This window comes from Bacillus sp. ISL-78 (assembly GCF_018613455.1).
Lineage (GTDB): Bacteria > Bacillota > Bacilli > Bacillales > DSM-1321 > Peribacillus > Peribacillus frigoritolerans.
Window position 1 is genome coordinate 148,302 of record NZ_JAGGQC010000007.1, and the last position, 25,970, is coordinate 174,271.

The 25,970-nt window shown below is 41.3% G+C and carries 23 protein-coding genes; all 23 read left to right on the top strand.

Going from position 1 to position 25,970, the window contains the following annotated elements:
• The first annotated feature begins 8 nt into the window (after nt 1–8).
• The 23 genes from J7I96_RS09465 (at nt 9) to J7I96_RS09575 (ending at nt 25,954) form a co-directional block, all read left to right on the top strand.
• Nucleotides 9–1,106 (top strand): protein-glutamate methylesterase/protein-glutamine glutaminase, encoded by a 1,098-nt coding sequence (locus J7I96_RS09465; protein ID WP_214922954.1) that lies wholly within the window; start codon nt 9–11, stop codon nt 1,104–1,106.
• Nucleotides 1,107–1,127: 21 nt separating this feature from the next.
• Nucleotides 1,128–3,170, top strand: coding sequence for a chemotaxis protein CheA (locus J7I96_RS09470; protein ID WP_214768509.1), 2,043 nt, complete (start codon nt 1,128–1,130; stop codon nt 3,168–3,170).
• A gap of 101 nt (nt 3,171–3,271) precedes the next feature.
• Nucleotides 3,272–3,727, top strand: coding sequence for a chemotaxis protein CheW (locus J7I96_RS09475; protein ID WP_214768508.1), 456 nt, complete (start codon nt 3,272–3,274; stop codon nt 3,725–3,727).
• Between the two features lie 4 nt (nt 3,728–3,731).
• The gene (locus tag J7I96_RS09480) at nt 3,732–4,370 is read left to right on the top strand and encodes a chemotaxis protein CheC (RefSeq protein ID WP_214768507.1); all 639 of its coding nucleotides are present in this window, start codon (nt 3,732–3,734) and stop codon (nt 4,368–4,370) included.
• A complete protein-coding gene (locus J7I96_RS09485; RefSeq protein ID WP_214768506.1) occupies nt 4,363–4,866 on the top strand; it encodes a chemotaxis protein CheD in 504 nt (167 codons plus the stop codon). Before J7I96_RS09480 ends, J7I96_RS09485 begins: the two co-directional genes overlap by 8 nt.
• 124 nt (nt 4,867–4,990) lie before the next feature.
• Nucleotides 4,991–5,755: a FliA/WhiG family RNA polymerase sigma factor gene (locus tag J7I96_RS09490; RefSeq protein ID WP_134783235.1), complete on the top strand. Its 765-nt coding sequence runs from the start codon at nt 4,991–4,993 to the stop codon at nt 5,753–5,755.
• 263 nt (nt 5,756–6,018) lie between these two features.
• The gene (locus tag J7I96_RS09495; RefSeq protein WP_214922955.1) at nt 6,019–6,657 is read left to right on the top strand and encodes a DUF6115 domain-containing protein; all 639 of its coding nucleotides are present in this window, start codon (nt 6,019–6,021) and stop codon (nt 6,655–6,657) included.
• Nucleotides 6,658–6,811: 154 nt separating this feature from the next.
• Entirely contained in the window at nt 6,812–7,525 is a 714-nt protein-coding gene (gene rpsB, locus J7I96_RS09500; RefSeq protein WP_034313644.1) for a 30S ribosomal protein S2, read from the top strand.
• A 307-nt stretch (nt 7,526–7,832) separates the two neighbouring features.
• Nucleotides 7,833–8,717 (top strand): translation elongation factor Ts, encoded by an 885-nt coding sequence (gene tsf / locus J7I96_RS09505; protein ID WP_034313641.1) that lies wholly within the window; start codon nt 7,833–7,835, stop codon nt 8,715–8,717.
• Between the two features lie 125 nt (nt 8,718–8,842).
• Nucleotides 8,843–9,565 carry a UMP kinase gene (gene pyrH, locus J7I96_RS09510; RefSeq protein WP_034313639.1) on the top strand — a complete coding sequence of 241 codons (723 nt, stop codon included), beginning with the start codon at nt 8,843–8,845 and terminating at the stop codon, nt 9,563–9,565.
• Nucleotides 9,566–9,568: 3 nt separating this feature from the next.
• On the top strand, nt 9,569–10,126 hold the full coding sequence (gene frr / locus J7I96_RS09515) for a ribosome recycling factor (protein WP_053534379.1): 558 nt from the start codon (nt 9,569–9,571) through the stop codon (nt 10,124–10,126).
• A 400-nt stretch (nt 10,127–10,526) separates the two neighbouring features.
• Nucleotides 10,527–11,300, top strand: coding sequence for an undecaprenyl pyrophosphate synthase (locus J7I96_RS09520; RefSeq protein ID WP_034313634.1), 774 nt, complete (start codon nt 10,527–10,529; stop codon nt 11,298–11,300).
• Between the two features lie 25 nt (nt 11,301–11,325).
• A complete protein-coding gene (locus J7I96_RS09525; protein ID WP_063596537.1) occupies nt 11,326–12,123 on the top strand; it encodes a phosphatidate cytidylyltransferase in 798 nt (265 codons plus the stop codon).
• A gap of 43 nt (nt 12,124–12,166) precedes the next feature.
• A complete protein-coding gene (gene dxr, locus J7I96_RS09530) occupies nt 12,167–13,327 on the top strand; it encodes a 1-deoxy-D-xylulose-5-phosphate reductoisomerase (protein ID WP_214768503.1) in 1,161 nt (386 codons plus the stop codon).
• A 7-nt stretch (nt 13,328–13,334) separates the two neighbouring features.
• Entirely contained in the window at nt 13,335–14,603 is a 1,269-nt protein-coding gene (gene rseP, locus J7I96_RS09535) for an RIP metalloprotease RseP (protein ID WP_214922957.1), read from the top strand.
• A gap of 268 nt (nt 14,604–14,871) precedes the next feature.
• Nucleotides 14,872–16,572 (top strand): proline--tRNA ligase, encoded by a 1,701-nt coding sequence (locus tag J7I96_RS09540; protein ID WP_214922958.1) that lies wholly within the window; start codon nt 14,872–14,874, stop codon nt 16,570–16,572.
• A 165-nt stretch (nt 16,573–16,737) separates the two neighbouring features.
• The gene (locus J7I96_RS09545) at nt 16,738–21,060 is read left to right on the top strand and encodes a PolC-type DNA polymerase III (RefSeq protein WP_214922959.1); all 4,323 of its coding nucleotides are present in this window, start codon (nt 16,738–16,740) and stop codon (nt 21,058–21,060) included.
• Between the two features lie 193 nt (nt 21,061–21,253).
• Nucleotides 21,254–21,727, top strand: coding sequence for a ribosome maturation factor RimP (gene rimP / locus J7I96_RS09550; protein ID WP_048684765.1), 474 nt, complete (start codon nt 21,254–21,256; stop codon nt 21,725–21,727).
• Between the two features lie 43 nt (nt 21,728–21,770).
• Nucleotides 21,771–22,901: a transcription termination factor NusA gene (gene nusA / locus J7I96_RS09555; protein ID WP_095389885.1), complete on the top strand. Its 1,131-nt coding sequence runs from the start codon at nt 21,771–21,773 to the stop codon at nt 22,899–22,901.
• A 16-nt stretch (nt 22,902–22,917) separates the two neighbouring features.
• On the top strand, nt 22,918–23,193 hold the full coding sequence (rnpM, locus tag J7I96_RS09560; RefSeq protein ID WP_034313617.1) for an RNase P modulator RnpM: 276 nt from the start codon (nt 22,918–22,920) through the stop codon (nt 23,191–23,193).
• A 4-nt stretch (nt 23,194–23,197) separates the two neighbouring features.
• Nucleotides 23,198–23,503, top strand: a complete 306-nt coding sequence (locus tag J7I96_RS09565; RefSeq protein WP_034313614.1) for a YlxQ family RNA-binding protein — start codon at nt 23,198–23,200, stop codon at nt 23,501–23,503.
• Between the two features lie 19 nt (nt 23,504–23,522).
• Entirely contained in the window at nt 23,523–25,676 is a 2,154-nt protein-coding gene (gene infB, locus J7I96_RS09570) for a translation initiation factor IF-2 (protein ID WP_053534384.1), read from the top strand.
• A complete protein-coding gene (locus tag J7I96_RS09575; RefSeq protein ID WP_034313609.1) occupies nt 25,673–25,954 on the top strand; it encodes a DUF503 domain-containing protein in 282 nt (93 codons plus the stop codon). The genes infB and J7I96_RS09575 overlap by 4 nt, the downstream gene beginning before the upstream one ends.
• Nucleotides 25,955–25,970 lie beyond the last annotated feature (16 nt).

Sequence of the window (25,970 nt, forward strand, 5' to 3'; positions counted from 1 at the left end):
CTCCTTCTATGGATAAAGTAAAAGTGCTGATAGTGGACGATTCTGCATTTATGAGAAAGTTAATCTCAGATTTTTTAGCAGAAGATAGCAGGATGGAAGTCATCGGGACTGCCAGGAATGGAATAGATGCCATAGAAAAAATAAAGGCTTTAAAACCCGATGTCGTGACTTTGGATGTGGAAATGCCGATTATGGACGGGTTGGAAGCATTAAACCGGATCATGAATGAATGTCCAACCGCTGTAGTCATGTTATCAAGCACAACAAAAAAAGGAACGGAAAATACATTTGCCGCCATGAACAGCGGAGCCTTTGATTTTGTGGCTAAACCTTCGGGAGCCATTTCATTGGACTTACATAAAATCAAGAAAGAACTCCATGAAAAAGTTTTGGCTGCCAGCAGGGCAAATGTTCACAAACTAGAAAAAAATGCGAGAAATATTGAAAGAAGCCCATCCGTTTGGGAAAAATATAGTAAAATAGATTCAATGTTATCATCAACAAACGAAAAAAATCAAATAAAATGGTCCTATGGATACAAAAAAATAATAGTCATCGGTACATCAACAGGAGGCCCGAGAGCTCTGCAGACTGTCTTGACAGGACTCCCAGAAGACATTGATGCTCCTATACTCATTGTCCAGCATATGCCCCCCGGTTTCACAAAATCCTTGGCAACACGCCTGAATTCGTTATGCAAGATTAAAGTGAAGGAAGCTGAAGAGGGAGAACTGATTCAAAAAGGTGTCGCCTACATCGCACCTGGAGGTTATCACTTGAAAGTGAGGAAAGTCGGAATCAGCTGGGCAATCCTTTTGGATCAATCCGATTTGCGTAATGGACATCGCCCGTCGGTTGATGTGCTGATTGAATCGGTGAGTGAAATGAATGATTATGCGAAAATAGCCGTCATCATGACCGGGATGGGGATGGATGGGTCAAAGGGGCTTACCAAGCTTAAACAAAAGGGTCCTTTAAAAGCGATAGCCGAATCACAGGAGACTTCAATCGTTTTTGGTATGCCCAAGGCGGCAATCAATACCAAGTTAATAGATAGCATAGAGGATGTAGAAAAAATAGCTAGAGCAGTAATAAGCTATTGTTAACACGTGGAGGTGTGAGATTGTATGGATATGAATCAGTATTTAGAGGTATTTATTGAAGAAAGTAAAGAACATCTTCAAACATGCAGCGAACAGTTGCTGGTACTCGAAAAGAACCCGGAAGACCTCTCGATAGTAAACGAAATCTTTCGTTCCGCCCATACCTTAAAAGGGATGTCAGCAACTATGGGTTATGAGGATCTAGCCAATTTAACTCATAAAATGGAGAATGTTCTGGATGCGATCCGAAACAGTCAAATCGTTCTTTCGCCTGAATTGTTTGACGTGATATTTTTAGCGGTAGATGATTTAGAAGCGATGGTCGTGTCTATTGCTGAAGGTGGAGATGGAAAAAGAAATGTGATGGGGGTTGTCCATCAGCTGGAAATGATTGAAAAAGGCGAGTCACCCGTTTCTTCAACCATTGCAGAAGTGGCAGCAGCTTCTGCTGTCCTTGAAAAGGAGGAAATGACTGTTGGAGATTACGATGAATTTGAATGGACCGTACTACAACAGTCAAAGGATCAGGGATTCAACAGCTTCGAAATTTCGATAGGGTTGCGTGAGGACTGTCTTTTAAAAGCTGCCAGGGTGTTTATGGTTTTTGAGGTGCTTGAAAAGTCCGGTGAAGTAATCAAGTCACACCCACCCGTCGAACTTTTGGAAGAAGAGCAATTCGATCAGCGATTTACAATCACGATGGTAACAACGGAATCGAGTGATGAGATAAAGAATAAAATCATGAAGGTTTCAGAAGTGGAACAAGTTGTCGTAAATGCACTTGATCTAGAACACTTGCGGTATGCCGCCCATTCTATAGAGGATAAAGTTACTGAAATCCCAAAACAAGAGACAAATAATGCCGAGCTTCCAACGGAATATGATGATAAGAAAAAACAGGCACCCGTTAAGACGGCATCAAGCAAGACCATTCGGGTTAACATTGAGCGGCTTGATATATTGATGAACTTATTCGAGGAACTAGTAATCGATAGAGGCAGGCTTGACCAAATTTCCAGTGATTTGGATAATCAAGAATTGCATGAAACGGTAGAAAGAATGTCCCGTATAACCAGTGATTTACAAACAATCGTATTGAATATGCGGATGGTGCCCGTGGAAACTGTATTCAATCGTTTTCCTAAAATGGTACGTCAATTGGCAAGGGACTTAAACAAGAAAGTCAATTTGGAAATCAACGGTGCCGAAACGGAACTTGATCGTACAGTCATTGATGAAATCGGTGATCCCCTCGTCCATTTAATAAGGAACGCCATGGATCATGGAATTGAAACACCTGAAGAACGTTTGGCGAAAGGGAAGAATGAAGAAGGTAAAATCCTGTTAAAAGCATATCACAGCGGTAATCATGTTTTCATTGAAATCGAGGATGACGGCGCAGGAATCAATAAAGATCGAGTCTTGAACAAGGCGCTATCCAATGGGATATTAACTAAGGAAACTGCCGCCACCCTAACCGATAAGCAAATCTATGAATTGATATTCGCATCTGGTTTCTCAACAGCGGAAACCATTTCAGATGTATCGGGACGCGGTGTGGGGCTTGATGTAGTTAAAAATACCATAGAGTCCCTCGGTGGATCTGTGGCGATCGATTCCAAAGAAAATGAAGGATCCATCTTCCTTATTCAGCTTCCGCTTACATTGTCCATAATTTCTGTCATGCTGGTTGCCATCCAAAACGAAAAATATGCCATACCGCTTTCTTCCATCATAGAAACAGCAATCATAAAAAAAGCTGATATCATGAATGCCCATAATCAACAAGTCATTGACTTCAGGGGTAAGGTTCTGCCGCTTCTATTCTTGAAAGATATATTTGAAGTGCCTATCAGTCAGGAAGAAGAAGAGTCCCTCTCTGTGGTGATTGTAAGAAAAGGTGATAAATTAGCGGGATTAGTCGTAGATTCATTTATCGGGCAACTGGAAATCGTTCTGAAATCATTGGGCAATTATTTAACCAGTGCATTTGCCATATCCGGGGCTACGATACTTGGTGATGGTCAAGTTGCATTAATCATAGATTGCAACACATTGATTCATTGAATGATAGATGAATGGTGCAGGTATTGGGATGGTTCGACCATGTCGATGAGATTTCGTCAAGACTTCACAATCATCATTATTTTTTTAAAGGAGGGGAATAGATGTCGGAGGATATGAAAGTAATCGTATTTCAAATTAAGGATAAGGAATATGCAATTCCAGTGGATAAGGTCAGCGGCATTGAAAAGCTACTGCATATTACCAGGGTTCCAAAGGCTTTAAAATTCGTTAAGGGAGTCATAAATTTAAGGGGGGTAATCACTCCAATTATTGATTTACGGGTTCGCTTTGATTTTGAAGAGGTGGAATATGATGAATCAACCAGGATTATCATCGTTATTCTGGATGATATGGAGGTGGGGTTAATAGTGGACTCTGCCAATGATGTTTTGGATATTCCAGTGGAGAGTATCGAACCTCAGCCTGAAGTTGTGGGACATTTGTCTTCAGAATACATTAGCGGAGTGGCTAAAATTGAAAAGCGACTGCTCGTCCTGATTAATTTGGAGAAGGCCTTAAGTCTTGAAATGACTGAAAATATGTTAAGAGAAGGATAATCATATGTCGTTCATTGAGAAAATCAACACTCTTCAGCTCGATATTTTGAAGGAAATCGGTAATATAGGTGCAGGAAACGCAGCTACGGCACTTTCTGCCATCCTTAATAGGAAAATTGATATGAATGTTCCTAATGTCCGAATCGTTTCTTTTGATGAAATGATGGAAATGGCTGGCGGGGCCGATCACGTCGTGGCAAGCGTTTTTCTTAGAATAGAAGGTGATGCTTCAGGGAGTATGTTTTTTATCCTTTCACTTCCTGTAGCCCAATACTTGATTCGTAGGATGACTGGTGATGAAACCTTTTTGATGGAATCAGCACCCTATACTGAACTGGCACTCTCTTGCCTGCAGGAATTAGGGAATATTTTATCGGGATCCTATCTCTCTTCCCTATCTGATTTTACCCGATTGAATATCTATCCATCCGTTCCATCCTTGAGCATCGATATGGTAGGGGCAACGATCAGTTATGGGTTATTGGAATTATCTCAAGTAAGTGACGCAGCCATCGTCATTGATACTGTACTTGAAAAGGACCAGCTTTTTGCTGACTCGGTTAGTGGTCATTTCTTTTTATTACCTGATCCCGAATTTTTTGATATCATTTTTTCCGCCTTAGGAGTCTCACCTAATGATTGAATCGGTAAAGGTCCAGGTTGTTAAGGTTGGAATAGCGGATATGAATATAATAAAGCCTCCCTATACGATTCGTACTTCAGGTTTGGGATCGTGTGTCGGTGTTGTGATTTATGATGAAAAAAAAGAAATTGCAGGTTTGGTCCATATCATGCTTCCAGACTCTTCACTCGCTAAATCGGGACAGATCAACGTTGCCAAATTTGCAGATACGGCGATAAAGGAATTGGTGCAGGTATTAGTCAAAGAAGGCGCAAGATTGCCATTCCTAAAAGCGAAGCTGGCTGGAGGAGCACAAATGTTTCAATTTGCCTCCGGAGGGGATTTAATGAGAATCGGACCCCGGAATGTGGAAGCTGTCCGGAAAGAGTTATCTGACTTGCGGATTAGAATCGTTGCCGAAGATGTTGGCGGGAATAGCGGAAGAACGATTGAATTCAATTTAAATGATTGTCTGCTAAATATACGTACCGTTACAAAAGGGACTAAAAACATATAGGATCGGATTTGGGTTTTGAAAAGCCAAAAATATGACAGGTACATTTGCAACCGAATTTTTATTGCATGTATGGCTTTTAGGGCCGTAGATCACAAATCGTATAACAATGTTAGGAGGATGTCCAATGTCTCATCTGACCATCGAAGAAGAGCAGTTATGTTGGAAAAATTGGGTGGATTGCAGAGATCCGCTAGCCGGGGACATATTGGTAAAGAAATACATACCTCTTGTATCGTACCATGTTCAACGTATTTCAGTAAGTCTTCCTAAAAATGTGAGCCGGGATGATATAAGGAGTTTGGGAATGATGGGGTTATTCGATGCCCTGGAACGTTTTGATACGAAGCGTGACCTCAAGTTTGACACATATGCATCATTTAGAATTCGTGGTGCCATTTTAGATGGATTAAGAAAAGAGGATTGGCTTCCACGGAGTGCAAGAGATAAAGCCAAGAAAATTGAATCTGCAATAGAGAAGCTGGAGCAGCAATACATGAGGAACCTTTCGCCAACTGAGATTGCCGCTGAATTGAATATTCCGGAAGATGAAGTATATGCTGCATTAAATGAGAATTTCTTTGCCAATGTACTATCGATGGATGAAAATCCCCAAGAGGACGATAAAGAAAGCGCAAATTTTCATATTAAAGATGAAAAGGCGGATTTACCTGAGGAACATGTGTTAAGGGATGAACTGTATGAGGAATTAGCCAAAGTCATTGAAACCCTAAATGAAAAAGAACAGTTGGTTTTACAGCTTTTTTATAAAGAAGAACTGACGTTAACCGAAATCGGACAGGTGATGAGTCTATCTACGTCACGGATATCCCAAATTCACTCGAAAGCGATTTATAAATTAAGAAACACGATGCAAGATCAAAAGATTTAATGAAGATATTTTCATTGAAGAGGGCTATGGAGTCTGGAAGGCATAAGAGATTCCTATTGAACGGAGAAAGCACTATAAATCAACTTGATAGAAGTCTTACGGATACCTACATCAATAAATGTTTCGAAATCACAGAATGTTCGAACTGTACTTCGTCAAGAAGAGCATAGGGAAAGTAATCAAGAAGAAAAAAACAACAGTGAAAAAAGATCCCCATCCGCTTAAAGGTCAGGATTGACTATTACGGTTAATTAGGAGGCAGCATGTCAGCATTTTTTATATTTCTGTTGTTTGTATTGAACATATTCACCATTTTTGCCATCATCATTTTATATCTTCGTCAAAATCGTTTAAGTATGTTGGAAAAAGACCAAAAAGCCGTCCTTGGAGAAATGGAACAACTTTTGTCTGGTTATTTAATGGAGATGAAGGAGGACAACGAGACACTGGTAAAGGCAATCAAAAATTCGCTGGTAATGAATCCTGAGCATGGACAAAAAGGACAAGAACATGTTTCAATCAAAGAAACAAAGGAAGAAAAACAAGAAAAACAAGAACAAAACATTCTACTAGATTATAAATTGGGAAGTCGTGCCGCCGCTAAAAAGCAGGCTATTGACGCTTATAAAATAATGCCTGAAGAAAATGAGGCCAATGCTTTACCCTTAAAAGTCGAGGACAAATTGGAACTTGCAACGGCTTCCACTTCCACTCAGAATCAGGGGAAGCCGGCTGTCAAGGAATTTTCGGACATGCTGCAGGCTTCGTTAAATGAACGGTCATTAAATGAAAAAGTGGATATGTTAGCGGATCAAGGACATTCAATAGAGGAAATCGCCAAAAAGTTAGGTCGCGGTCAAACGGAGATAGAGCTATTACTAAAGTTTCGCATGAATAGATAAACTTATCTCTTGATTGTGTAGAGTCATTATGATATATTATGAAATGGTGTTAATACACACGCCCCGTGATTCTTACAGATGGTGCTGTTACGACAGTTTCTGTATGAAAATGATCGGTGCGGAGGAAAAACAAAACCATTTAGGAGGAACTAAAATGTCAGTCATTTCTATGAAACAATTGCTTGAAGCTGGTGTGCATTTCGGACACCAAACACGTCGCTGGAACCCAAAAATGAAGAAATATATCTTCACTGAGCGTAACGGCATCTACATCATCGACCTTCAAAAAACAGTTAAAAAGGTTGAAGAAGCTTATAACTTCGTGAAAGAACTAGCTGCTAACGGCGGTACTGTTCTTTTCGTCGGAACTAAAAAACAAGCTCAAGAATCTGTTAAAGAAGAAGCTATCCGTTCTGGTATGTACTATGTAAACCAACGTTGGTTAGGTGGAACTTTAACAAACTTTGAAACAATCCAAAAACGTATCGCTCGTCTTAAAGATATCGAAAAAATGGAAGAAAACGGAACTTTCGAAGTCCTTCCTAAAAAAGAAGTTATCCAACTTAAAAAAGAATGGGATCGCTTAGAGAAATTCTTAGGCGGTATTAAAGATATGAAGACTCTTCCAGATGCGATCTTCGTTATCGACCCACGCAAAGAGCGTATTGCTGTTGCGGAAGCACACAAATTACACATTCCACTTGTTGGTATCGTTGATACAAACTGTGATCCGGATGAAATCGATGTAGTTATTCCTGCGAATGACGATGCAATCCGTGCTGTTAAATTATTAACAGGTAAAATGGCAGATGCTATCTTAGAAGCTAAACAAGGCGAAGAAACAGCAACTGAAACAACTACTGCTTAATAAGTAAAAAAGGTTGCTTATTCAGTAAGAAAAAAGGTGATAAGAGGATAATGCCTTTTATCCCTTTTTTTTGCACTAAATAAACATACATAAAATCACTGTACGGAATGTCTTTTTTAAAAGGTATGGGCGATTTTTAAGGGATGAAAATCATCAGCTGGTTTAGTCCGTCATATTGACTGAAAAAGTGGATGTTTTTCGGAAATATCGTCAAAGCTCGTTATTTTCTTTGATGATAACAAGTATTTTTTGGCAGTAATGGGTAAAGATTGAATAAACTGCATTTAATTTGAGGAGGATATATATTATGGCAATCACTGCACAATTAGTTAAAGAATTGCGTGAAAAAACTGGTGCCGGTATGATGGACTGTAAAAAGGCACTTGTACAAACAGAAGGCGATATGGAAAAAGCAATCGATTTCCTACGTGAAAAAGGAATTGCAAAAGCTGCTAATAAAGGTGACCGTATCGCTGCTGAAGGTTTAACTTCAATCGTTGTTGAAGGAAACCAAGCGGTTATTCTTGAAGTAAACTCCGAAACTGATTTCGTTGCTAAAAACGAAGGCTTCCAAATCCTTGTTAAGGAATTGGCTGGGTTCCTTCTTGCGAACAAACCTGAAAGCGTTGAAGCTGCTCTTGAGCAAACAATGGAAAATGGAGCAAAAGTTGCAGATCATATCAATGCTGCTGTTGCTAAAATTGGGGAGAAATTAACTCTTCGCCGTTTCCAAGTCGTTTCTAAAACAGATAACGACGCATTTGGTGCATACCTTCACATGGGTGGACGCATCAGCGTACTATCAGTTCTTGAAGGTACAACTGACGAAGAGGCAGCTAAAAGCGTTTCAATGCATATAGCTGCAATTAACCCTAAATATATCTCTCGCGACCAAGTGGATGCTAGCGAATTAGAACGCGAACGCGAAGTTCTTACGCAACAAGCTCTTAATGAAGGAAAACCTGAAAAAATCGTTGCCAAAATGGTTGAAGGACGTATCAATAAATTCTACGAAGAAATCTGTGTTAACGAACAAGCTTTCGTTAAGAACCCTGATCAAAAAGTGGGACAATTCGTTGAATCAAAAGGTGGAAAAATCCAATCATTCGTTCGTTATGAAGTAGGGGAAGGTCTTGAAAAACGTCAAGAAAACTTTGCTGAAGAAGTAATGAACCAAGTTAAAAAAGACTAATTGTCAGATAATTAATAATGGGGAACACTCTTGTGTTCCCTATTTTTTGAAATGTCATGAATTTTTGGCAGTATTCCAAGAAAGCATGATGAACGAATGAAAAGATTACATAGTTGGAGGTTCTCATGAGTAACGCTAAATATAAACGTGTCGTTCTAAAACTAAGTGGTGAAGCATTAGCCGGTGAAGAAGGATTTGGAATTAACCCTGCAGTAATTAAATCCATTGCTGAACAAGTCAAGGAAGTGGCTGAGCTTGATGTGGAAGTGGCTGTTGTTGTCGGTGGCGGAAACATCTGGCGCGGGAAAATAGGCAGTGAAATGGGCATGGATCGTGCTAATGCCGACTATATGGGGATGTTGGCTACAGTCATGAACTCATTGGCATTACAAGACAGCCTTGATCAGCTTGGAATTGAAACGCGCGTGCAAACTTCCATTGAGATGAGACAAGTCGCAGAACCATACATTAGACGCCGTGCAATCAGGCATCTAGAGAAAAAGAGAGTGGTGATTTTTGCAGCTGGTACAGGTAATCCATACTTCTCGACGGATACCACTGCCGCCCTGCGTGCTGCAGAAATTGAAGCTGATGTCATCTTGATGGCGAAGAATAATGTGGATGGCGTATACAATGCAGATCCGGTTAAAGACAAAAATGCAGTGAAGTATGATAAACTTTCCTATCTTGATGTGATTAAAGAAGGGTTAGAAGTAATGGATTCAACTGCGTCCTCACTATGCATGGACAATGATATCCCATTGATCGTCTTCTCGATCATGGAAAAAGGTAATATTAAACGGGCCGTTTTAGGCGAAACGCTTGGAACTATTGTAAGGGGGAAATAAAAGATGCCGAAACAAGTTATTTCGAATGCGAAAACGAAAATGGAAAAAGCCATTGGAGCGTACACACGTGAATTAGCAAGCATCCGTGCCGGAAGGGCAAATGCCTCATTGCTTGATAGAATCTCGATTGATTATTATGGTTCGCCGACACCAGTTAATCAGGTGGCTGGTATTTCTGTCCCGGAAGCTAGACTATTAGTCATTCAACCATATGATAAAACGGTATTGGGTGAAATCGAAAAGGCGATTTTGAAATCAGACTTAGGCTTAAATCCTTCTAATGATGGATCGGTCATCAGGATAGCCATCCCGGCGTTAACTGAAGAGCGCAGAAAAGAGCTTGTGAAAGTTGTGAAAAAAGAAGCGGAAGAGGCGAAAATAGCAGTCCGTAATGTGCGTCGCGATGCTAATGATGATTTGAAAAAGCTTGAAAAAAGTGGTGAAATCACTGAAGACGATTTACGTGGCTATGCTGATGACATCCAAAAGATGACAGATGGCAATATCACGAAAATCGATGAAATTACAAAAGATAAAGAAAAAGAAATTTTGGAAGTATAATTTCCAATTATGAATTGATTAAATAAAGAGGACCGAATCCATACTGGGTCATGTCTTGGTGCTAACATATAGGTGTGCTTAAAGGAGAAAACTGTTATAATAAGGTTTCTCCGATAATGATTACTCCTTGAGTTGGTATGTTGCATGCAAACGTTGGAGGTGGTCCTTTTTTTGCATTTTTCATGGCAGTCATAATCGGTTTTAGAAAAAAAGAAGTAATGATTTCTCCCTTTCAAGCTTCTAATGAAGAAATAATTTTCATAATAATAATATGAGAACCAGTTTTTTTTTGATATTATAATATAGATTCTTTTTAAGCGGCAGAAAGCTTGATATACATAGTGCACGAAAAACTTTGCCTTTGTAGAGAGATAAGTACAACCTGATGGGGGACTAACATATGTATTCACTTTGGAAGCGTTTCGTTAAAAAAGATGCTTCTTCCGATGTAACAAATAGGATTCAGCATATTAAACAGTTTGATGTTCCTCAGCATATCGCCATCATTATGGATGGGAACGGCCGTTGGGCCAAAAAGCGTGCATTGCCACGTGTGGCAGGTCATCATGAAGGAATGAAAACCGTTCGTAGAATTACAAAAGTTGCCAATAAATTAGGGGTCAAAACTTTGACGGTCTATGCGTTTTCCACTGAAAACTGGAAACGTCCGAAAAGTGAAGTCGACTTTTTGATGAAGCTGCCCCAGGAATTTCTTGGGACTTTTTTACCCGAGCTCATTTCCGAAAATGTTAGAGTTGAAACGATTGGGGACTTGTCACTCATTCCGTCACATACTCAAAGTGCCGTTAAACGGGCAATGGAAGACACGAAAGACAATGATGGGATGATTCTGAATTTTGCCCTGAACTATGGAAGCCGTGGGGAGATTGTATCTGCAGTGAATAGCATCATTCAAGATGCTAAGAATGGTATAATAAAGGAAAATGTAACGGAGGAAATGGTATCCAGTTACCTGATGACCAAACATTTGTCGGATCCTGATTTACTGATCCGTACAAGCGGTGAAATCCGTTTAAGTAATTTCATGCTTTGGCAGTCTGCTTATACGGAGCTATGGTTTACTGAAGTGCTGTGGCCGGATTTTAGTGAAGAGCATTTATTGCAGGCAGTTGAGGAGTATCAAAAGCGTTCACGAAGATTCGGTGGCGTTTAATGTAGAAGGCGAGGAAAATGGAATAATGAAACAACGAATTATTACGGCGGTCGTAGTTGCCGCTATCTTCATTCCACTAGTCATTTTAGGGGGCACTCCCTTTTTACTGACGGTTTATCTGTTAGGTTCAATCGGTTTGTATGAACTGATGAAAATGAAAAAGTTACGTGTACTATCTTTTGAAGCAATTCTTTCTCACATATTATTGTGGGTGCTTTTATTGCCTAATGAGCATACCGCTTTTTTGGCAGAAATTAATTATGATAAAGTTCAAGTATTCTTGATCGGGGTTTTGCTGCTGTTACTTTATACAGTCGTTTCAAAAAACCGTTTTACCTTTGATGACGCAGGCTTTCTAGTGATTTCAATCTTATACTTGGGCATAGGTTTCTACTTCCTATTTGAAACACGTGACTCTTTGGGGTTGGGGCTGATCTATATCCTGCTTACCCTATTTACGATCTGGGCAACTGATTCCGGAGCCTACTTCATTGGTAAATCGCTTGGTAAAAGAAAGCTGTGGCCAGAAATAAGTCCAAACAAGACGGTGGAAGGATTTATCGGCGGGTTAATATCCGCGATGGTCGTGGGTGTTCTATTTTACGCCTTCTCCAGCCTTGATTACACGTTATTACAATTATTATTGATTTCATTAATCATTGGGGTATTCGGCCAATTGGGTGATCTCGTCCAATCGGCGTATAAACGTCATTATGGCGTAAAGGATTCAGGGAAGCTTCTCCCGGGACATGGTGGAATTTTGGACAGGCTAGATAGTGTGATCTTCATTTTACCGATTTTGCATTTATTGCATGTTTTATAAGATAAATATAGGCAAGTGTTATATGGATTAGGAGATGAACAATTTGAAAAATATCAGCCTTTTGGGCGCGACAGGATCGATTGGTCAACAAACGGCGGATGTAGTTAGGTCCCATCCAGATCAATTCAAGATCGTGGCGCTTTCTGCTGGAAAGAATATAGAATTGGTCAGGACTTATATACAAGAGTTTGAACCGAAACTGGTTTCAGTCCAGACGGAAGAAGATTATCATGTTTTGAAAAGTGAATTCTCCAACCGCAAAGATATCGAGTTCATGTATGGGGATGATGGATTGACTGCTGTTGCTGTTTATGGTCAGGCGACGATATTGGTCAATGCCGTCATCGGAAGCGTGGGTCTTTATCCGACACTTCAAGCAATAAAGGCTAAAAAGGATATTGCTATCGCCAACAAGGAGACGTTGGTGACGGCAGGTCATTTGGTCATGAGTGAAGCAAAAAAAGCGGGGGTCAGATTGCTGCCGGTTGACAGTGAGCATTCCGCCATTTTTCAGGCACTGCAAGGTGAAAAGGAAAAAAATATAGAACGTCTTGTCATTACTGCTTCAGGAGGCAGTTTTCGAGATCGGACCAGGGAAGAATTGAAGGATGTAACGGTGGAAGAGGCTCTGAACCATCCGAACTGGTCAATGGGAGCTAAAATCACGATCGATTCAGCATCAATGATGAATAAAGGTTTGGAAGTGATCGAGGCCCATTGGCTATTCGATCTTCCGTACGATAAAATTGATGTATTGCTACATAAGGAGAGCATCATCCATTCCATGGTTGAGTTTCATGACTCCAGCGTGATAGCACAACTGGGGACACCGGATATGCGGGTTCCGATACAATATGCACTTACTTATCCAGACCGTATTCCGCTGGCAGGTCGCAAACGATTGAACCTTGCTGAAGCAGGTAAACTGCATTTTAGGGATATGGATTTCACCAGATATCCTTGTTTGCAATTCGCCTATAAAGCAGGTAAAATGGGCGGAACGATGACTACTGTGTTGAATGCCGCCAATGAAGCCGCAGTCTCTGCATTCTTATCTGGAAAGGTAACCTTCCTTGAAATTGAGTGGTTAATTGAAAAAGCGCTGAATCAGCATTCCGTCATAGCCCTTCCAGATTTAGAAACGATTCAGGAAGTCGATAATATGACAAGGCAGTATATAGAATCTTTAGTGAAAGATAGGTGACCGGAACATGCAGACTTTAGAAACGATTATAGCGTTCATCATCATTTTTGGAGCTCTAGTATTTTTCCATGAGCTTGGGCACTTAGTGTTTGCAAAGCGTGCAGGAATCTTATGCCGTGAGTTCGCAATCGGTTTCGGGCCAAAAGTATTCACATATAAAAAGAAGGAAACCGTTTATACCATCCGCTTGCTTCCTCTTGGCGGTTACGTGCGTATGGCCGGTGAGGACGCAGAAAATATAGAATTGAAACCCGGCTATCGGGTGGGATTAATGTTCGATAATGATGAGAATGTTACAAAGATCATTTTGAATAATAAAGATAAATATCCTGATATTCGCCTTGTTGAAGTTGAAGTGATCGACCTTGATCATAAACTCATCCTTACTGGTTATGAAGAGGGCGAGGAAGATACACTAAAAACGTTTACCATCAATAAAGAAGCTGTGATTGTTGAAAATGGTGTAGAGAACCAGATCGCTCCTTTTGACCGGCAATTTGCCTCAAAGTCGCTTGGGCATCGTTTTCTGACGATTGTGGCTGGTCCGGCAATGAATTTCGTTTTGGCTTTTGTCATTTTTGTGCTGATCGGCCTGTTTCAAGGTGTCGTGGTGGATGAAGCGAAACTTGGTGAGTTGACTCCGGATGGTTCGGCTGTAAATGCCGGTTTAAAATCGGGAGATGTCATTCAATCCATAGAAGGGACGGAAGTCTCCACTTGGGGCGATGTTCAGGAAAGCATTCAAAAGAACCCTGGGCAAGAGATCGAGTTCGTCGTTGACAGGGAAGGGAAAACATTGGAAGTACCGGTTGTTCCACAAGAAGTGGAAAGGGAAGGGAAGAAGATCGGGATTATCGGTGTTTACCCTCCGGTTGAAAAAGCACCGATTAAAGCTATACAATATGGTTTTACAGAAACGTACTTTTGGACAAAACAAATCTTCATCATCCTTGGTGATCTTGTAACGGGCGGATTTACGATCGATAGTTTATCTGGTCCTGTAGGCATATATAAATCAACTGAGGAAGTGGCGAAACAAGGTTTATTCACATTAATGAAATGGGCAGGGCTGCTCAGCATTAACTTGGGAATCATGAACTTGCTTCCTCTGCCGGCATTGGATGGAGGAAGACTGTTATTCTTTGTGGTCGAATTCTTAAGAGGGAAACCAATTGACCGTCAAAAAGAAGGGATGGTCCACTTCATCGGCTTTGCTTTGCTGATGTTATTGATGATTGTCGTTACTTGGAATGACATCCAGCGATTCTTCCTGTAAGACATGTTTGGATAATGCAAAAACAGGCCAGCAGAATTATCTGTTGGCCGTTTTCTTATCTGAAGGGATTTCCTAGTTTTTTAATCGTTTTGGGGAAATTGTTTGTTTTCTAGGGAAATCGTAAGTATAATCGAGAATGAGTATATTAAATTAGCTTTTCTGAATGACCGGAAAGTCTTTTTTTATGAAATGACCGTATTAAAATGTTGCGGTATCAAATTTACCGAAGCTGCAAGTAATTTAAAGGAAATATTGAAGAGGTGCAGATATGAAACAAAGTATGACGTTGATCCCTACATTGAGGGAAGTGCCTGCAGATGCTGAAATCAAAAGTCATCAGCTGCTATTGCGTGCAGGATTTATGAGACAAAATTCCAGCGGGGTTTATAGTTTTATGCCGCTTGGAAAAAAGGTGCTTCAAAAGGTTGAGGCAATCGTTCGGGAAGAGCTGGAAAATGCAGGTGCAGTGGAACTGTTGATGCCGGCTTTACAACAAGCCGAATTCTGGCAGGAATCTGGACGCTGGTATACTTATGGTCCAGAGTTGATGCGGCTTAAGGATCGCAACAACCGTGAATTTGCACTTGGTGCCACTCATGAAGAAGTGATAACCAGTTTAGTTCGCGATGAGGTGAAATCCTATAAGCGTCTTCCATTGACGGTTTACCAAATCCAAACTAAATTCCGTGATGAAAAAAGACCGCGTTTCGGATTGTTGCGTGGACGTGAGTTCATCATGAAGGATGCTTATTCTTTCCATGCTAATCAAGAAAGCCTGGATGCTGTATATAAAAATTTATTTGCGGCATATTCGAATATATTTAGCCGTTGTGGGTTGAACTTCCGTGCGGTCATTGCCGATTCTGGGGCAATGGGTGGTAAGGATACACATGAATTCATGGTCCTGTCTGAAATAGGGGAGGATACCATCGCTTATTCGGATACTTCCGATTATGCAGCCAATATTGAAATGGCACCTGTGAATGTAAAATATGAAAAAAGCAGCGAAGAACAAATTGCACTTGAAAAAATTCATACACCGGGTCAAAAGTCGATAGAAGAAGTTGCTTCATTCCTGAATACTGATGCAGTGAAACTAATAAAATCATTATTGTTTAAAGTGGATGAAAAGTATGTGCTAGTTTTGGTACGAGGAGATCATGAAGTCAATGATATCAAGCTGAAGAACTTCTATAATGCTTCAGTCGTTGATTTGGTCGATCCAAATGAGACGAAGGAAGTCTTGGGATGTGCAATTGGATCTCTTGGACCAATAAATGTCACTTCTGAAGTGGAAGTGATTGCGGATCTTGCCGTCGAAGCCATGGTTAATGGAGTTTGTGGTGCAAATGAGGAAGACCACCATTATGTGAACGTCAATCCCGCTCGTGATTTTAACGTGGCCAACTATATAGATCTTCGTTTCATCCAAGAGGGTGACCCATCTCCTGACGGAAACGGAAAAATTAAGTTTGCCAAAGGGATTGAGGTGGGCCACGTATTCAAACTAGGAACAAAATATTCCGAAGCTATGAATGCGACATTCCTGGATGAGAATGGGCGGTCGCAGCCAATGATCATGGGATGTTATGGTATTGGGGTTTCCCGTACACTTGCAGCTGTCGCTGAACAATTCAACGATGAAAAAGGATTGGTCTGGCCAAAGGATTTAGCGCCATACCAAGTCCATTTGATTCCAATCAATATGAAGGATGAGGATCAGGCTGCCCTGGCAGAAGAATTATATAAAGATTTAAAGGGACAAGGCATGGAAGTTCTAATGGATGATCGTCAAGAACGTGCGGGCGTAAAATTCGCAGACTCCGACTTGATCGGTCTTCCTGTCAGGGTGACTGTTGGTAAAAAGGCATCCGACGGAATTGTCGAAGTGAAAATCCGTAAAACGGGTGAGGTTCTTGAACTTGAAAGAGCTGAACTAACTCAAAAGCTTCACGAAATACTCGGATAATTTAAAAATGGGGGAACTAGGCATCATTCAATTGGATGATGCTTTTCCTTTTCATGGATTTGGATACTAGTGAAACATTCATGATATGTTATAATAGCCTCTGATATCAAAACGAAAATGATAGTGAATAATATCTAAAGAGATAGTAGATAGGGGAGAGAGGGAATGGATCAAAATCCAAATAGCGGTAGAGAGAGATTTCAACTCTTGCTCCAGCAAATGGACTTGACCGAGGATGCCTTTGTGAATTACTTCATAGGTGCCGAAATTGATAAACTCTCAATCGAGAGGGAGTCCAAAACATGGCATTTTGCCTTTAATATACCTGCATTGATTCCTTGCAGTGTTCATACAAGACTAGCTACTCAACTAGCAAGTACGTTTTCCCATATTGCGAAGGTCACATTCAACTTGAATGTGGCCAATCCGCAAGTGACCGAACAATTGGTAAAAGAGTATTGGAAAAACTGCATTGGCGAACTTGAAGGAATGTCTCCAGCACTGTTATCGCTCCTGAATGAACAAGTGCCAACCGTAAATGGATATAAGCTTATCGTAAGCGCCCGAAATGATACGGAAGCTGGTCAGCTGAAACGAAAATACTCTGGCATCATTTCGAATATCTACCAAACATTCGGTTTTCCCCCGTTGACACTTGAAGCGGAAGTGAAGGAAACCGTGTCGAATCCTGATTACCAAAAGTTTTTGGAAGAGAAACAAAAGGAAGACGCGGAAAAAGGACTTGCTGCGCTAGTGGAAATGCAGAAGAAAGAATCGGAAAAAGGCGGCGACGATGGCGTCTACGAAGGACCGGTTAAAATTGGGTATACGATTAAAGAAGATGCGGATTTCCGCAGAATCGAACAAATTATCGATGAAGAGCGCAGGATTGCTATCGAAGGATTCGTATTTGATGCAGAAGTGCGTGAGTTGCGAAGCGGACGAAGCCTGCTGACATTTAAAGTCACGGATTATACGAGCTCGATATTGGTCAAAATGTTTTCGCGTGATAAAGAAGATGCTGCCATACTTGCCCGAGTGAAAAAAGGGATGTGGGTACGTGCCCAAGGCAGCATCCAAAATGATACATTCGTACGTGACCTTGTAATGATCGCAAATGATATAAATGAAATTTCTAAACAAGGACGACAGGATAAGGCCCCAGAAGGAGAAAAGCGTGTAGAACTGCATATGCATACCCCAATGAGCTCGATGGATGCAGTGACACCTACTTCAGCGCTTGTTGCCCAGGCTGCAAAGTGGGGGCATAAGGCTGTTGCCATTACAGATCATGCAGGAGCACAATCATTCCCTGAGGCTTATAGTGCCGGGAAAAAGAATGGAATCAAAATCCTTTATGGCGTCGAAGTGAATCTTGTAAATGATGGTGTACCCATCGTTTATAATGAGGCGCATATCGCTTTGGCAGATGCCACCTATGTTGTATTTGACGTAGAGACGACGGGTCTGTCAGCCGTTTATGATACGATCATTGAATTTGCTGCAGTGAAAATCCGTGACGGTGACATCATTGATCGATTCGAGTCATTTGCTAATCCGCATCACCCACTATCCAATACGACGATAGAATTGACTGGAATCACTGATGATCTTGTAGAAAATGCTCCCGAAGTCTCGGAAGTGCTAGAAAAGTTCAAGGACTGGGCGGGCGATGCGATCCTGGTTGCCCACAACGCAGCCTTCGATATGGGGTTTTTGAATATAGGTTATAAAAACTTGGGTTATCCTAAAGCTTCCAATCCTGTTCTTGATACATTGGAACTTGCCCGTTTCTTATATCCGGAGTTTAAAAATCATCGGTTAAATACACTATGTAAAAAGTTCGATATTGATTTGACCCAGCATCATAGGGCCATTTATGACGCCGAAGCTACGGGTTACCTTATGCTGAAGATGCTGAAGGATGCAATGGAAAAGGAGATTACCCACCATGATCAACTTAATGACAATATGGGTAAAGGAAATGCTTACCAGCGTTCCCGGCCGTCACATTGTACGTTGATTGCGCAAACACAGGCTGGCTTAAAAAACCTTTTTAAATTAATTTCAATATCACACATCGATTATTTCTATCGTGTACCTCGATTACCGCGCTCACAACTTAAAAAGTATCGTGAAGGAATCCTGGTCGGATCGGGATGTGATAAAGGGGAAGTTTTTGAAGGGATGATGCAGAAGGGTTTTGAGGAAGTCGTCGATATCGCCGAATTCTACGATTATCTTGAAATCCATCCGAAGGAAGTGTATCAGCATTTGATCGAGCTTGAATATGTACGGGATGATAAATCATTAGAAACGATAATTTCGAATATCGTCAAGCTTGGTGAAAAGCTGGACAAGCCAGTCGTAGCCACGGGAAATGTGCATTATTTGGATCCCAATGATAAAATTTACCGTAAAATCCTTGTGAATTCACAAGGCGGCGCAAACCCGCTGAATCGTCATAAGCTTCCTGACGTACATTTTCGGACAACAGATGAAATGCTGCGGGAATTCTCCTTCCTCGGTTCCGAGAAAGCCAAAGAGGTCGTGGTAACCAACACGAATAAAATCGCTGATATGATTGAAGAAATCAAGCCAATCAAGGATGAGTTATACACACCTAAAATTGAAGGTGCAGATGAAGAGATGCGTGAAATGAGTTACGGCATGGCAAGGAAGATTTATGGAGAAAACCTGCCGGAAATCGTGGAAGCCCGTCTTGAGAAAGAATTGAAAAGCATCATCGGCCACGGTTTTGCCGTTATTTATTTAATTTCTCACAAGCTTGTTAAAAAATCATTGAATGATGGTTATCTAGTTGGCTCAAGGGGATCGGTTGGATCATCTTTCGTTGCCACCATGACTGAAATTACAGAGGTGAACCCACTTCCGCCGCATTATGTATGTCCTGAGTGCAAGAAATCCGAATTCTTCAATGACGGTTCTGTAGGTTCCGGGTTTGATCTGCCCGATAAAGACTGTCCCGATTGTGGCATCGCTTATACAAAAGACGGGCATGATATCCCGTTTGAAACTTTCCTTGGATTTAAAGGGGATAAGGTTCCGGATATCGACTTGAACTTCTCCGGTGAATATCAGCCGAAGGCCCATAACTATACGAAGGTCTTATTTGGTGAAGAATATGTATATCGTGCCGGAACGATTGGTACGGTCGCTGAAAAAACGGCTTATGGATATGTAAAAGGGTATTCCTCCGATAATAACATCCATATGCGCGGAGCCGAGACCGATCGCCTTGTTGCCGGTTGTACTGGTGTGAAAAGGACGACTGGACAGCACCCGGGCGGAATCATCGTCGTTCCGGATTATATGGATATCTATGATTTCACACCAATTCAGTTCCCTGCGGATGACCGGAATTCAGAGTGGAAAACAACTCACTTTGATTTCCATTCCATTCACGATAATATTTTGAAACTTGATATACTTGGACACGATGATCCGACAGTAATCCGGATGCTTCAAGATTTAAGTGGCATCGATCCAAAGACCGTTCCTACCGATGATCCTGAAGTAATGAAAATATTCAGCAGTACTGAATCTTTAGGAGTTACCGAAGAACAGATCATGTGTAAAACGGGTACGCTTGGCATCCCGGAATTTGGTACGCGTTTTGTCCGGCAGATGCTTGAAGATACAAAACCTACGACTTTTTCCGAGCTTGTTCAGATTTCAGGCCTTTCCCACGGTACGGATGTATGGCTGAGCAATGCACAGGAACTGATCCACAACCGGATCTGTACACTAAGTGAGGTTATAGGCTGCCGGGATGATATTATGGTCTATCTGATCTATCAAGGTCTCGATCCTTCACTGGCGTTCAAAATCATGGAATCTGTACGTAAAGGGAAAGGGCTCTCGGAGGAATTCGAAGAGGAAATGAGGAAAAATGAGGTGCCGGAATGGTATATCGATTCATGTAAGAAGATTAAATACATGTTCCCGAAAGCCCATGCTGCAGCTTACGTCTTAATGGCTGTCCGGATTGCCTATTTTAAAGTGCATCTGCCCTTATTATATTATGCTGCCTATTTCACAGTACGTGCCGATGATTTTGAAATCGACGCCATGACACGGGGATCGCAAGCGATCAAAGCAAAAATGGAAGAAATCATGGTAAAGGGATTGGATGCATCCACAAAGGAAAAGAATACATTGACGGTTCTTGAACTAGCTTTGGAAATGTGTGAACGAGGATATTCATTCGCTAAAGTGGACTTGTACAAATCCAGTGCAGATCAATTCCTAATTGAAGGAAATACTTTGATTCCGCCTTTCAATTCGATCCCTGGTCTTGGAACGAATGCGGCGATCAATATCGTCAACGCACGGGGAAATGGTGAATTCCTCTCCAAAGAAGACCTTCAACAGCGGGGTAAGGTTTCGAAGACCATTCTTGAATACCTTGATAAACAAGGCTGTCTGGAGTCATTGCCTGAACAAAATCAGTTATCTTTATTTTAAAAGAGGAAACGGATTTCAAAAAGGAAGAAACAGACATGATATTTGCATAAATATCTTGATTATGGTATATTTTTATTGGAAATACTAAGAGGAACCAATGGCAAGAGTGGGGAAACCCACTCTTTCGTGTTGTAATGACCATTTATTTTGAATCCGAAACCAAGCGCATACAACGCACGTATGGAGGAAACAAATGAGTAAAAAGGTAACGGAAGTCGTAGAGGAATTAGCATTACCAATTCTTGAAGAATTGCAGCTTGAATTAGTCGAAGTGGAGTATGTGAAGGAAGGTAAAAGCTGGTTCCTTCGAGTGTACATTGATAAAGAAACAGGCGTAGATATTGATGATTGCGGAAATGTGAGTGAAAAACTCAGTGAAAAGCTTGATGAGGTTGATCCGATTCCACAAAATTATTTTCTCGAAGTTTCATCACCCGGAGCTGAAAGGCCTCTGAAAAAAGAGAAGGATTTCCTTAATGCTATCGGTAAAAATGTTTACATAAAAACATACGAGCCCATTTTAGATGAAAAAGAATTCGAAGGAATCTTAACCAGTTTCGATGGTGAAGAAGTGACACTCGAAGTCAGAATCAAGACAAGAAAGAAAACGATCGTCATACCATTCGAAAAGGTAGCCAAAGCAAGATTGGCGATTACCTTCGCTTAAGTCAAGCAAATCATTAATTTAAATATCCGTAAGGGGGATCACCATGGGCAATGAGTTATTGGATGCTCTCTATATTTTAGAAAACGAAAAAGGAATTTCCAGGGAGGTTTTGATCGACGCGATTGAATCTGCCCTTATATCGGCATATCGCCGTAACTTTAACCAAGCACAAAATGTACGTATCGACTTGAATCTTGGTAAAGGAACAATGCGTGTATTTGCCAGAAAAGACGTTGTTGACGAAGTGTTCGATTCGCGTCTGGAAATTTCTGTTGAAGAAGCAAGAGCAATTGATCCCAACTATCAGTTAGAGGATGTTGTCGAAATGGAAGTAACACCTAAGGATTTCGGCCGTATTGCTGCACAAACAGCAAAACAAGTCGTCACTCAAAGGGTGCGTGAAGCGGAACGGGGCATCATTTATGCCGAATTCATCGATCGTGAAGAGGATATCATGACTGGTATCGTTCAACGCCAGGATTCCCGATTCATTTATGTGAGCTTAGGTAAAATCGAGGCTTTGCTCCCGGTGAATGAGCAAATGCCGAATGAACAATATAAACCGCATGACCGCATTAAAGTTTTCATCACTAAAGTTGAAAAGACTTCCAAGGGTCCGCAAATTTTTGTATCCCGTTCACATCCTGGCCTTTTAAAACGTTTATTCGAAATCGAAGTGCCTGAAATTTTCGATGGAACAGTCGAGATCAAGTCAGTTGCCCGCGAAGCAGGCGACCGTTCAAAAATCTCCGTGCACTCCGATAATGAAGAAGTCGATCCTGTCGGTTCCTGTGTAGGCCAAAAAGGCCAGCGTGTTCAGGCCATCGTCAACGAATTGAAAGGTGAAAAGATCGATATCGTCAAATGGTCGGAGAATCCGGTCATTTTCGTTGCGAATGCTTTAAGCCCTTCAAAAGTACTTGAGGTCATTGTTAAAGAAGAGGAAAAGGCAACGACAGTAGTCGTTCCTGATTATCAACTCTCCCTGGCAATTGGTAAGCGTGGACAAAATGCCCGTTTAGCTGCCAAGCTTACAGGCTGGAAAATTGATATCAAGAGTGAAACGGAAGCTCGGGAAGCTGGTATATATCCTGTGGAAGAACAGGAATTCCTTTTGAGCAGAGATAGTTATGTTACTGAAGAGGAAACAGATTTCGAAGAGGATAACGAGTAATTCGAGGTGAAAAAAGATGAATAACCGAAAAAAAATCCCGATGCGCAAATGTGTGGCGACAGGCGAAATGAAGCCGAAAAAAGAACTCATTCGCATCGTTCGATCTAAAGAAGGGGAAGTCAGCCTGGATCCGACCGGTAAGAAATCTGGAAGGGGAGCTTATTTGACTCTTGATCGGGATGTTATCGAGCTGGCCAAAAAGAAAAATGTGCTGGCTAATCACCTTAGTACCCAAATCGATTCTTCCCTTTATGAACAATTGCTCGAATTAGTGAATAAGGAGAAAAACTAACACCATGACCCAACAACAACAATGGATGTCTCTATTAGGTTTGGCCAATCGAGCACGCAAGCTAATTTCGGGTGAAGAATTAGTGGTTAAAGAGATTAGAAGCGGTAATGCCAAAGTTGTTATTTTATCCGCGGACGCTTCAAAAAACACTGAAAAAAAAATATCTGATAAGTGCGCATTTTATCAGGTTCCTTTAAAAAGAGTCGAAAGCAGGTCATTGCTCGGCCATGCGATAGGTAAGGATGCTAGAGTTGCCGTCGCAGTTCTGGATGAAGGTTTTGCACAAAAACTCCGAACGCTGCTCGATTAAATTTTACGGGGGTGAACGTATGACAAAATTGCGTGTATATGAATATGCAAAACAAAAGAACGTTTCAAGCAAGGATGTAATAAATAAACTTAAAGAAATGAATATAGAGGTAACAAACCATATGACAGCATTAGACGATTCAACTGTAAATAAATTAAACGATTCAATCAAACCTAAAAACGAAGATAAAAGCCAAGAGCCAAAAGCTAACGCTACAGTTGCGAAGTACGAAGCCGAAGCGGATGAAAAGAGCACTGTCAATAAAGAAAAACTGAAGAAGAAACCACCAGTTAAACCTGTAGGGACGAAAAAACCAACTGGCGGCCAGTTCAACAAGGGTCGCAATAACAAGAATAAAAATAATAAACAAAGACAACAAGCGCCTCAGGCACCTGTTACAAAACGTAAAGAAAGAGAACTTCCAGAGAAAATTACGTTTTATGAGTCTTTGACGGTTATGGAACTTGGAAAAAAACTCCACCGTGAACCTTCTGAAATCATTAAAAAGCTCTTTATGCTTGGTGTTATGGCAACAATCAACCAAACTTTGGATAAAGATGCAATTGAATTGATTTGTGCGGAATACGGTGTAGTGGCCGAAGAAGAGATTCGTGTCGACCTAACAGATCTTGAATCACTTGTCACTGAGGATGCTTCTGAAGATTTGATTGAACGTCCGGCTGTCGTGACGATCATGGGGCACGTTGACCATGGTAAAACGACATTGCTTGATTCTATACGCCATACAAAAGTCACTGAAGGCGAAGCGGGCGGAATCACTCAGCATATCGGTGCTTATCAAGTTAAAGTTAACGACAAGAAAATAACATTCCTTGATACACCAGGTCATGCTGCGTTTACAACAATGCGTGCCCGCGGTGCACAAGTTACCGATATCACCATTCTTGTCGTCGCTGCGGATGATGGCGTTATGCCTCAAACGATTGAAGCGATCAACCATGCTAAAGCGGCAGAAGTACCAATTATCGTCGCTGTCAATAAGATGGATAAAGAAGCTGCCAATCCGGATCGTGTAATGCAAGAATTGACAGAACATGGTTTAGTTTCTGAAGCATGGGGCGGAGACACTATTTTCGTACCAATTTCAGCTAAGAACGGTGAGGGTATCGATAGCTTGCTTGAAATGATTCTTCTTGTCAGTGAAGTGGAGGAGTATAAAGCGAATCCATCTCGTAAAGCAAATGGAACGGTTATCGAAGCGCGTTTGGATAAAGGGCGCGGATCGGTTGCCACATTGCTTGTTCAAAACGGAACGTTGAAAATCGGGGATCCGATTGTTATCGGTAATACATTCGGACGTGTTCGTGCGATGGTTAACGATCTTGGACGCCGTGTTAAGGATGCAGGTCCTTCAACACCGGTTGAAATCACTGGATTGAACGAAGTGCCGCAAGCTGGCGATCGTTTCATCGTCTTTGAAGATGAGAAAACGGCCCGTCAAGTTGGGGAAGTGCGTGCACAGAGACAACTTGCTTCACAACGTAATGAGAAATCCCGTGTAACCCTGGATACTTTGTTCGAACAAATGAAAGAAGGGGAAATTAAAGAATTGAACATCATTCTAAAAGCTGATGTTCAAGGTTCTGCTGAAGCAGTAGCCGCTTCCCTGAATAAAATAGAAGTGGAAGGCGCTAAAGTGAAAATCATTCACATAGGCGTTGGTGCCATTACAGAGTCTGACATCATCCTTGCTACAGCTTCAAATGCAATCGTCATCGGATTTAACGTCCGTCCTGACGTGAATGCGAAGCGTGCAGCTGAATCAGAAAATGTTGATGTCCGCCTGCACCGCATCATCTATAAAGCGATCGAAGAGATCGAGTCGGCTATGAAAGGGATGCTTGACCCTGAATTCGAAGAAAAAATTATCGGTCAGGCTGAGGTTCGTACGACTTTCAAAGTATCCAAGGTGGGCACGATTGCCGGTTCTTACGTTACAGAAGGAAAAATTACACGTGATAGCGGAATTCGCTTAATTCGTGAAGGTGTCGTCATTTACGAAGGTGAAATTGATGCATTGAAACGTTTTAAAGATGATGTTAAAGAAGTGGCAACGAACTATGAGTGCGGTATTACGATTAAAAATTACAACGACCTTAAAGAGGGCGATGTAATTGAAGCGTATGTAATGGAAGAGATCGAACGTAAATGATCGTTGGCTCCGTCCAATGTGAATGCATCATCCATGACACCCATTCTTTAAAAGAAAAAAGGGCCGTGCTTCAGCGGGTCATGACACGGCTTAAGCAGAAGTTCAATATTTCTGTAGCAGAAACCGATTTTCAGGATTTATGGCAGCGGACAAAGATTTCAATCGTAACCGTAACATCCTCAAGGAAGGCTACAGAACGGGAACTTCAAAATGCCCTTAAATTTCTAGATTCTTTTCCGGAACTAGAGCGAACAATAACAGATATAGACTGGCTTTAGGCTATCGAGGTGATAT

Excerpts from the sequence above, each read along its gene's own strand:
- J7I96_RS09465 (WP_214922954.1), top strand. The coding sequence starts at position 9 with ATGGATAAAGTAAAAGTGCTGATAGTGGACGATTCTGCATTTATGAGA.
- J7I96_RS09470 (WP_214768509.1), top strand. The coding sequence starts at position 1,128 with ATGGATATGAATCAGTATTTAGAGGTATTTATTGAAGAAAGTAAAGAA.
- J7I96_RS09475 (WP_214768508.1), top strand. The coding sequence starts at position 3,272 with ATGTCGGAGGATATGAAAGTAATCGTATTTCAAATTAAGGATAAGGAA.
- J7I96_RS09480 (WP_214768507.1), top strand. The coding sequence starts at position 3,732 with ATGTCGTTCATTGAGAAAATCAACACTCTTCAGCTCGATATTTTGAAG.
- J7I96_RS09485 (WP_214768506.1), top strand. The coding sequence starts at position 4,363 with ATGATTGAATCGGTAAAGGTCCAGGTTGTTAAGGTTGGAATAGCGGAT.
- J7I96_RS09490 (WP_134783235.1), top strand. The coding sequence starts at position 4,991 with ATGTCTCATCTGACCATCGAAGAAGAGCAGTTATGTTGGAAAAATTGG.
- J7I96_RS09495 (WP_214922955.1), top strand. The coding sequence starts at position 6,019 with ATGTCAGCATTTTTTATATTTCTGTTGTTTGTATTGAACATATTCACC.
- rpsB (WP_034313644.1), top strand. The coding sequence starts at position 6,812 with ATGTCAGTCATTTCTATGAAACAATTGCTTGAAGCTGGTGTGCATTTC.
- tsf (WP_034313641.1), top strand. The coding sequence starts at position 7,833 with ATGGCAATCACTGCACAATTAGTTAAAGAATTGCGTGAAAAAACTGGT.
- pyrH (WP_034313639.1), top strand. The coding sequence starts at position 8,843 with ATGAGTAACGCTAAATATAAACGTGTCGTTCTAAAACTAAGTGGTGAA.
- frr (WP_053534379.1), top strand. The coding sequence starts at position 9,569 with ATGCCGAAACAAGTTATTTCGAATGCGAAAACGAAAATGGAAAAAGCC.
- J7I96_RS09520 (WP_034313634.1), top strand. The coding sequence starts at position 10,527 with ATGTATTCACTTTGGAAGCGTTTCGTTAAAAAAGATGCTTCTTCCGAT.
- J7I96_RS09525 (WP_063596537.1), top strand. The coding sequence starts at position 11,326 with ATGAAACAACGAATTATTACGGCGGTCGTAGTTGCCGCTATCTTCATT.
- rseP (WP_214922957.1), top strand. The coding sequence starts at position 13,335 with ATGCAGACTTTAGAAACGATTATAGCGTTCATCATCATTTTTGGAGCT.
- J7I96_RS09540 (WP_214922958.1), top strand. The coding sequence starts at position 14,872 with ATGAAACAAAGTATGACGTTGATCCCTACATTGAGGGAAGTGCCTGCA.
- J7I96_RS09545 (WP_214922959.1), top strand. The coding sequence starts at position 16,738 with ATGGATCAAAATCCAAATAGCGGTAGAGAGAGATTTCAACTCTTGCTC.
- rimP (WP_048684765.1), top strand. The coding sequence starts at position 21,254 with ATGAGTAAAAAGGTAACGGAAGTCGTAGAGGAATTAGCATTACCAATT.
- nusA (WP_095389885.1), top strand. The coding sequence starts at position 21,771 with ATGGGCAATGAGTTATTGGATGCTCTCTATATTTTAGAAAACGAAAAA.
- rnpM (WP_034313617.1), top strand. The coding sequence starts at position 22,918 with ATGAATAACCGAAAAAAAATCCCGATGCGCAAATGTGTGGCGACAGGC.
- J7I96_RS09565 (WP_034313614.1), top strand. The coding sequence starts at position 23,198 with ATGACCCAACAACAACAATGGATGTCTCTATTAGGTTTGGCCAATCGA.
- infB (WP_053534384.1), top strand. The coding sequence starts at position 23,523 with ATGACAAAATTGCGTGTATATGAATATGCAAAACAAAAGAACGTTTCA.
- J7I96_RS09575 (WP_034313609.1), top strand. The coding sequence starts at position 25,673 with ATGATCGTTGGCTCCGTCCAATGTGAATGCATCATCCATGACACCCAT.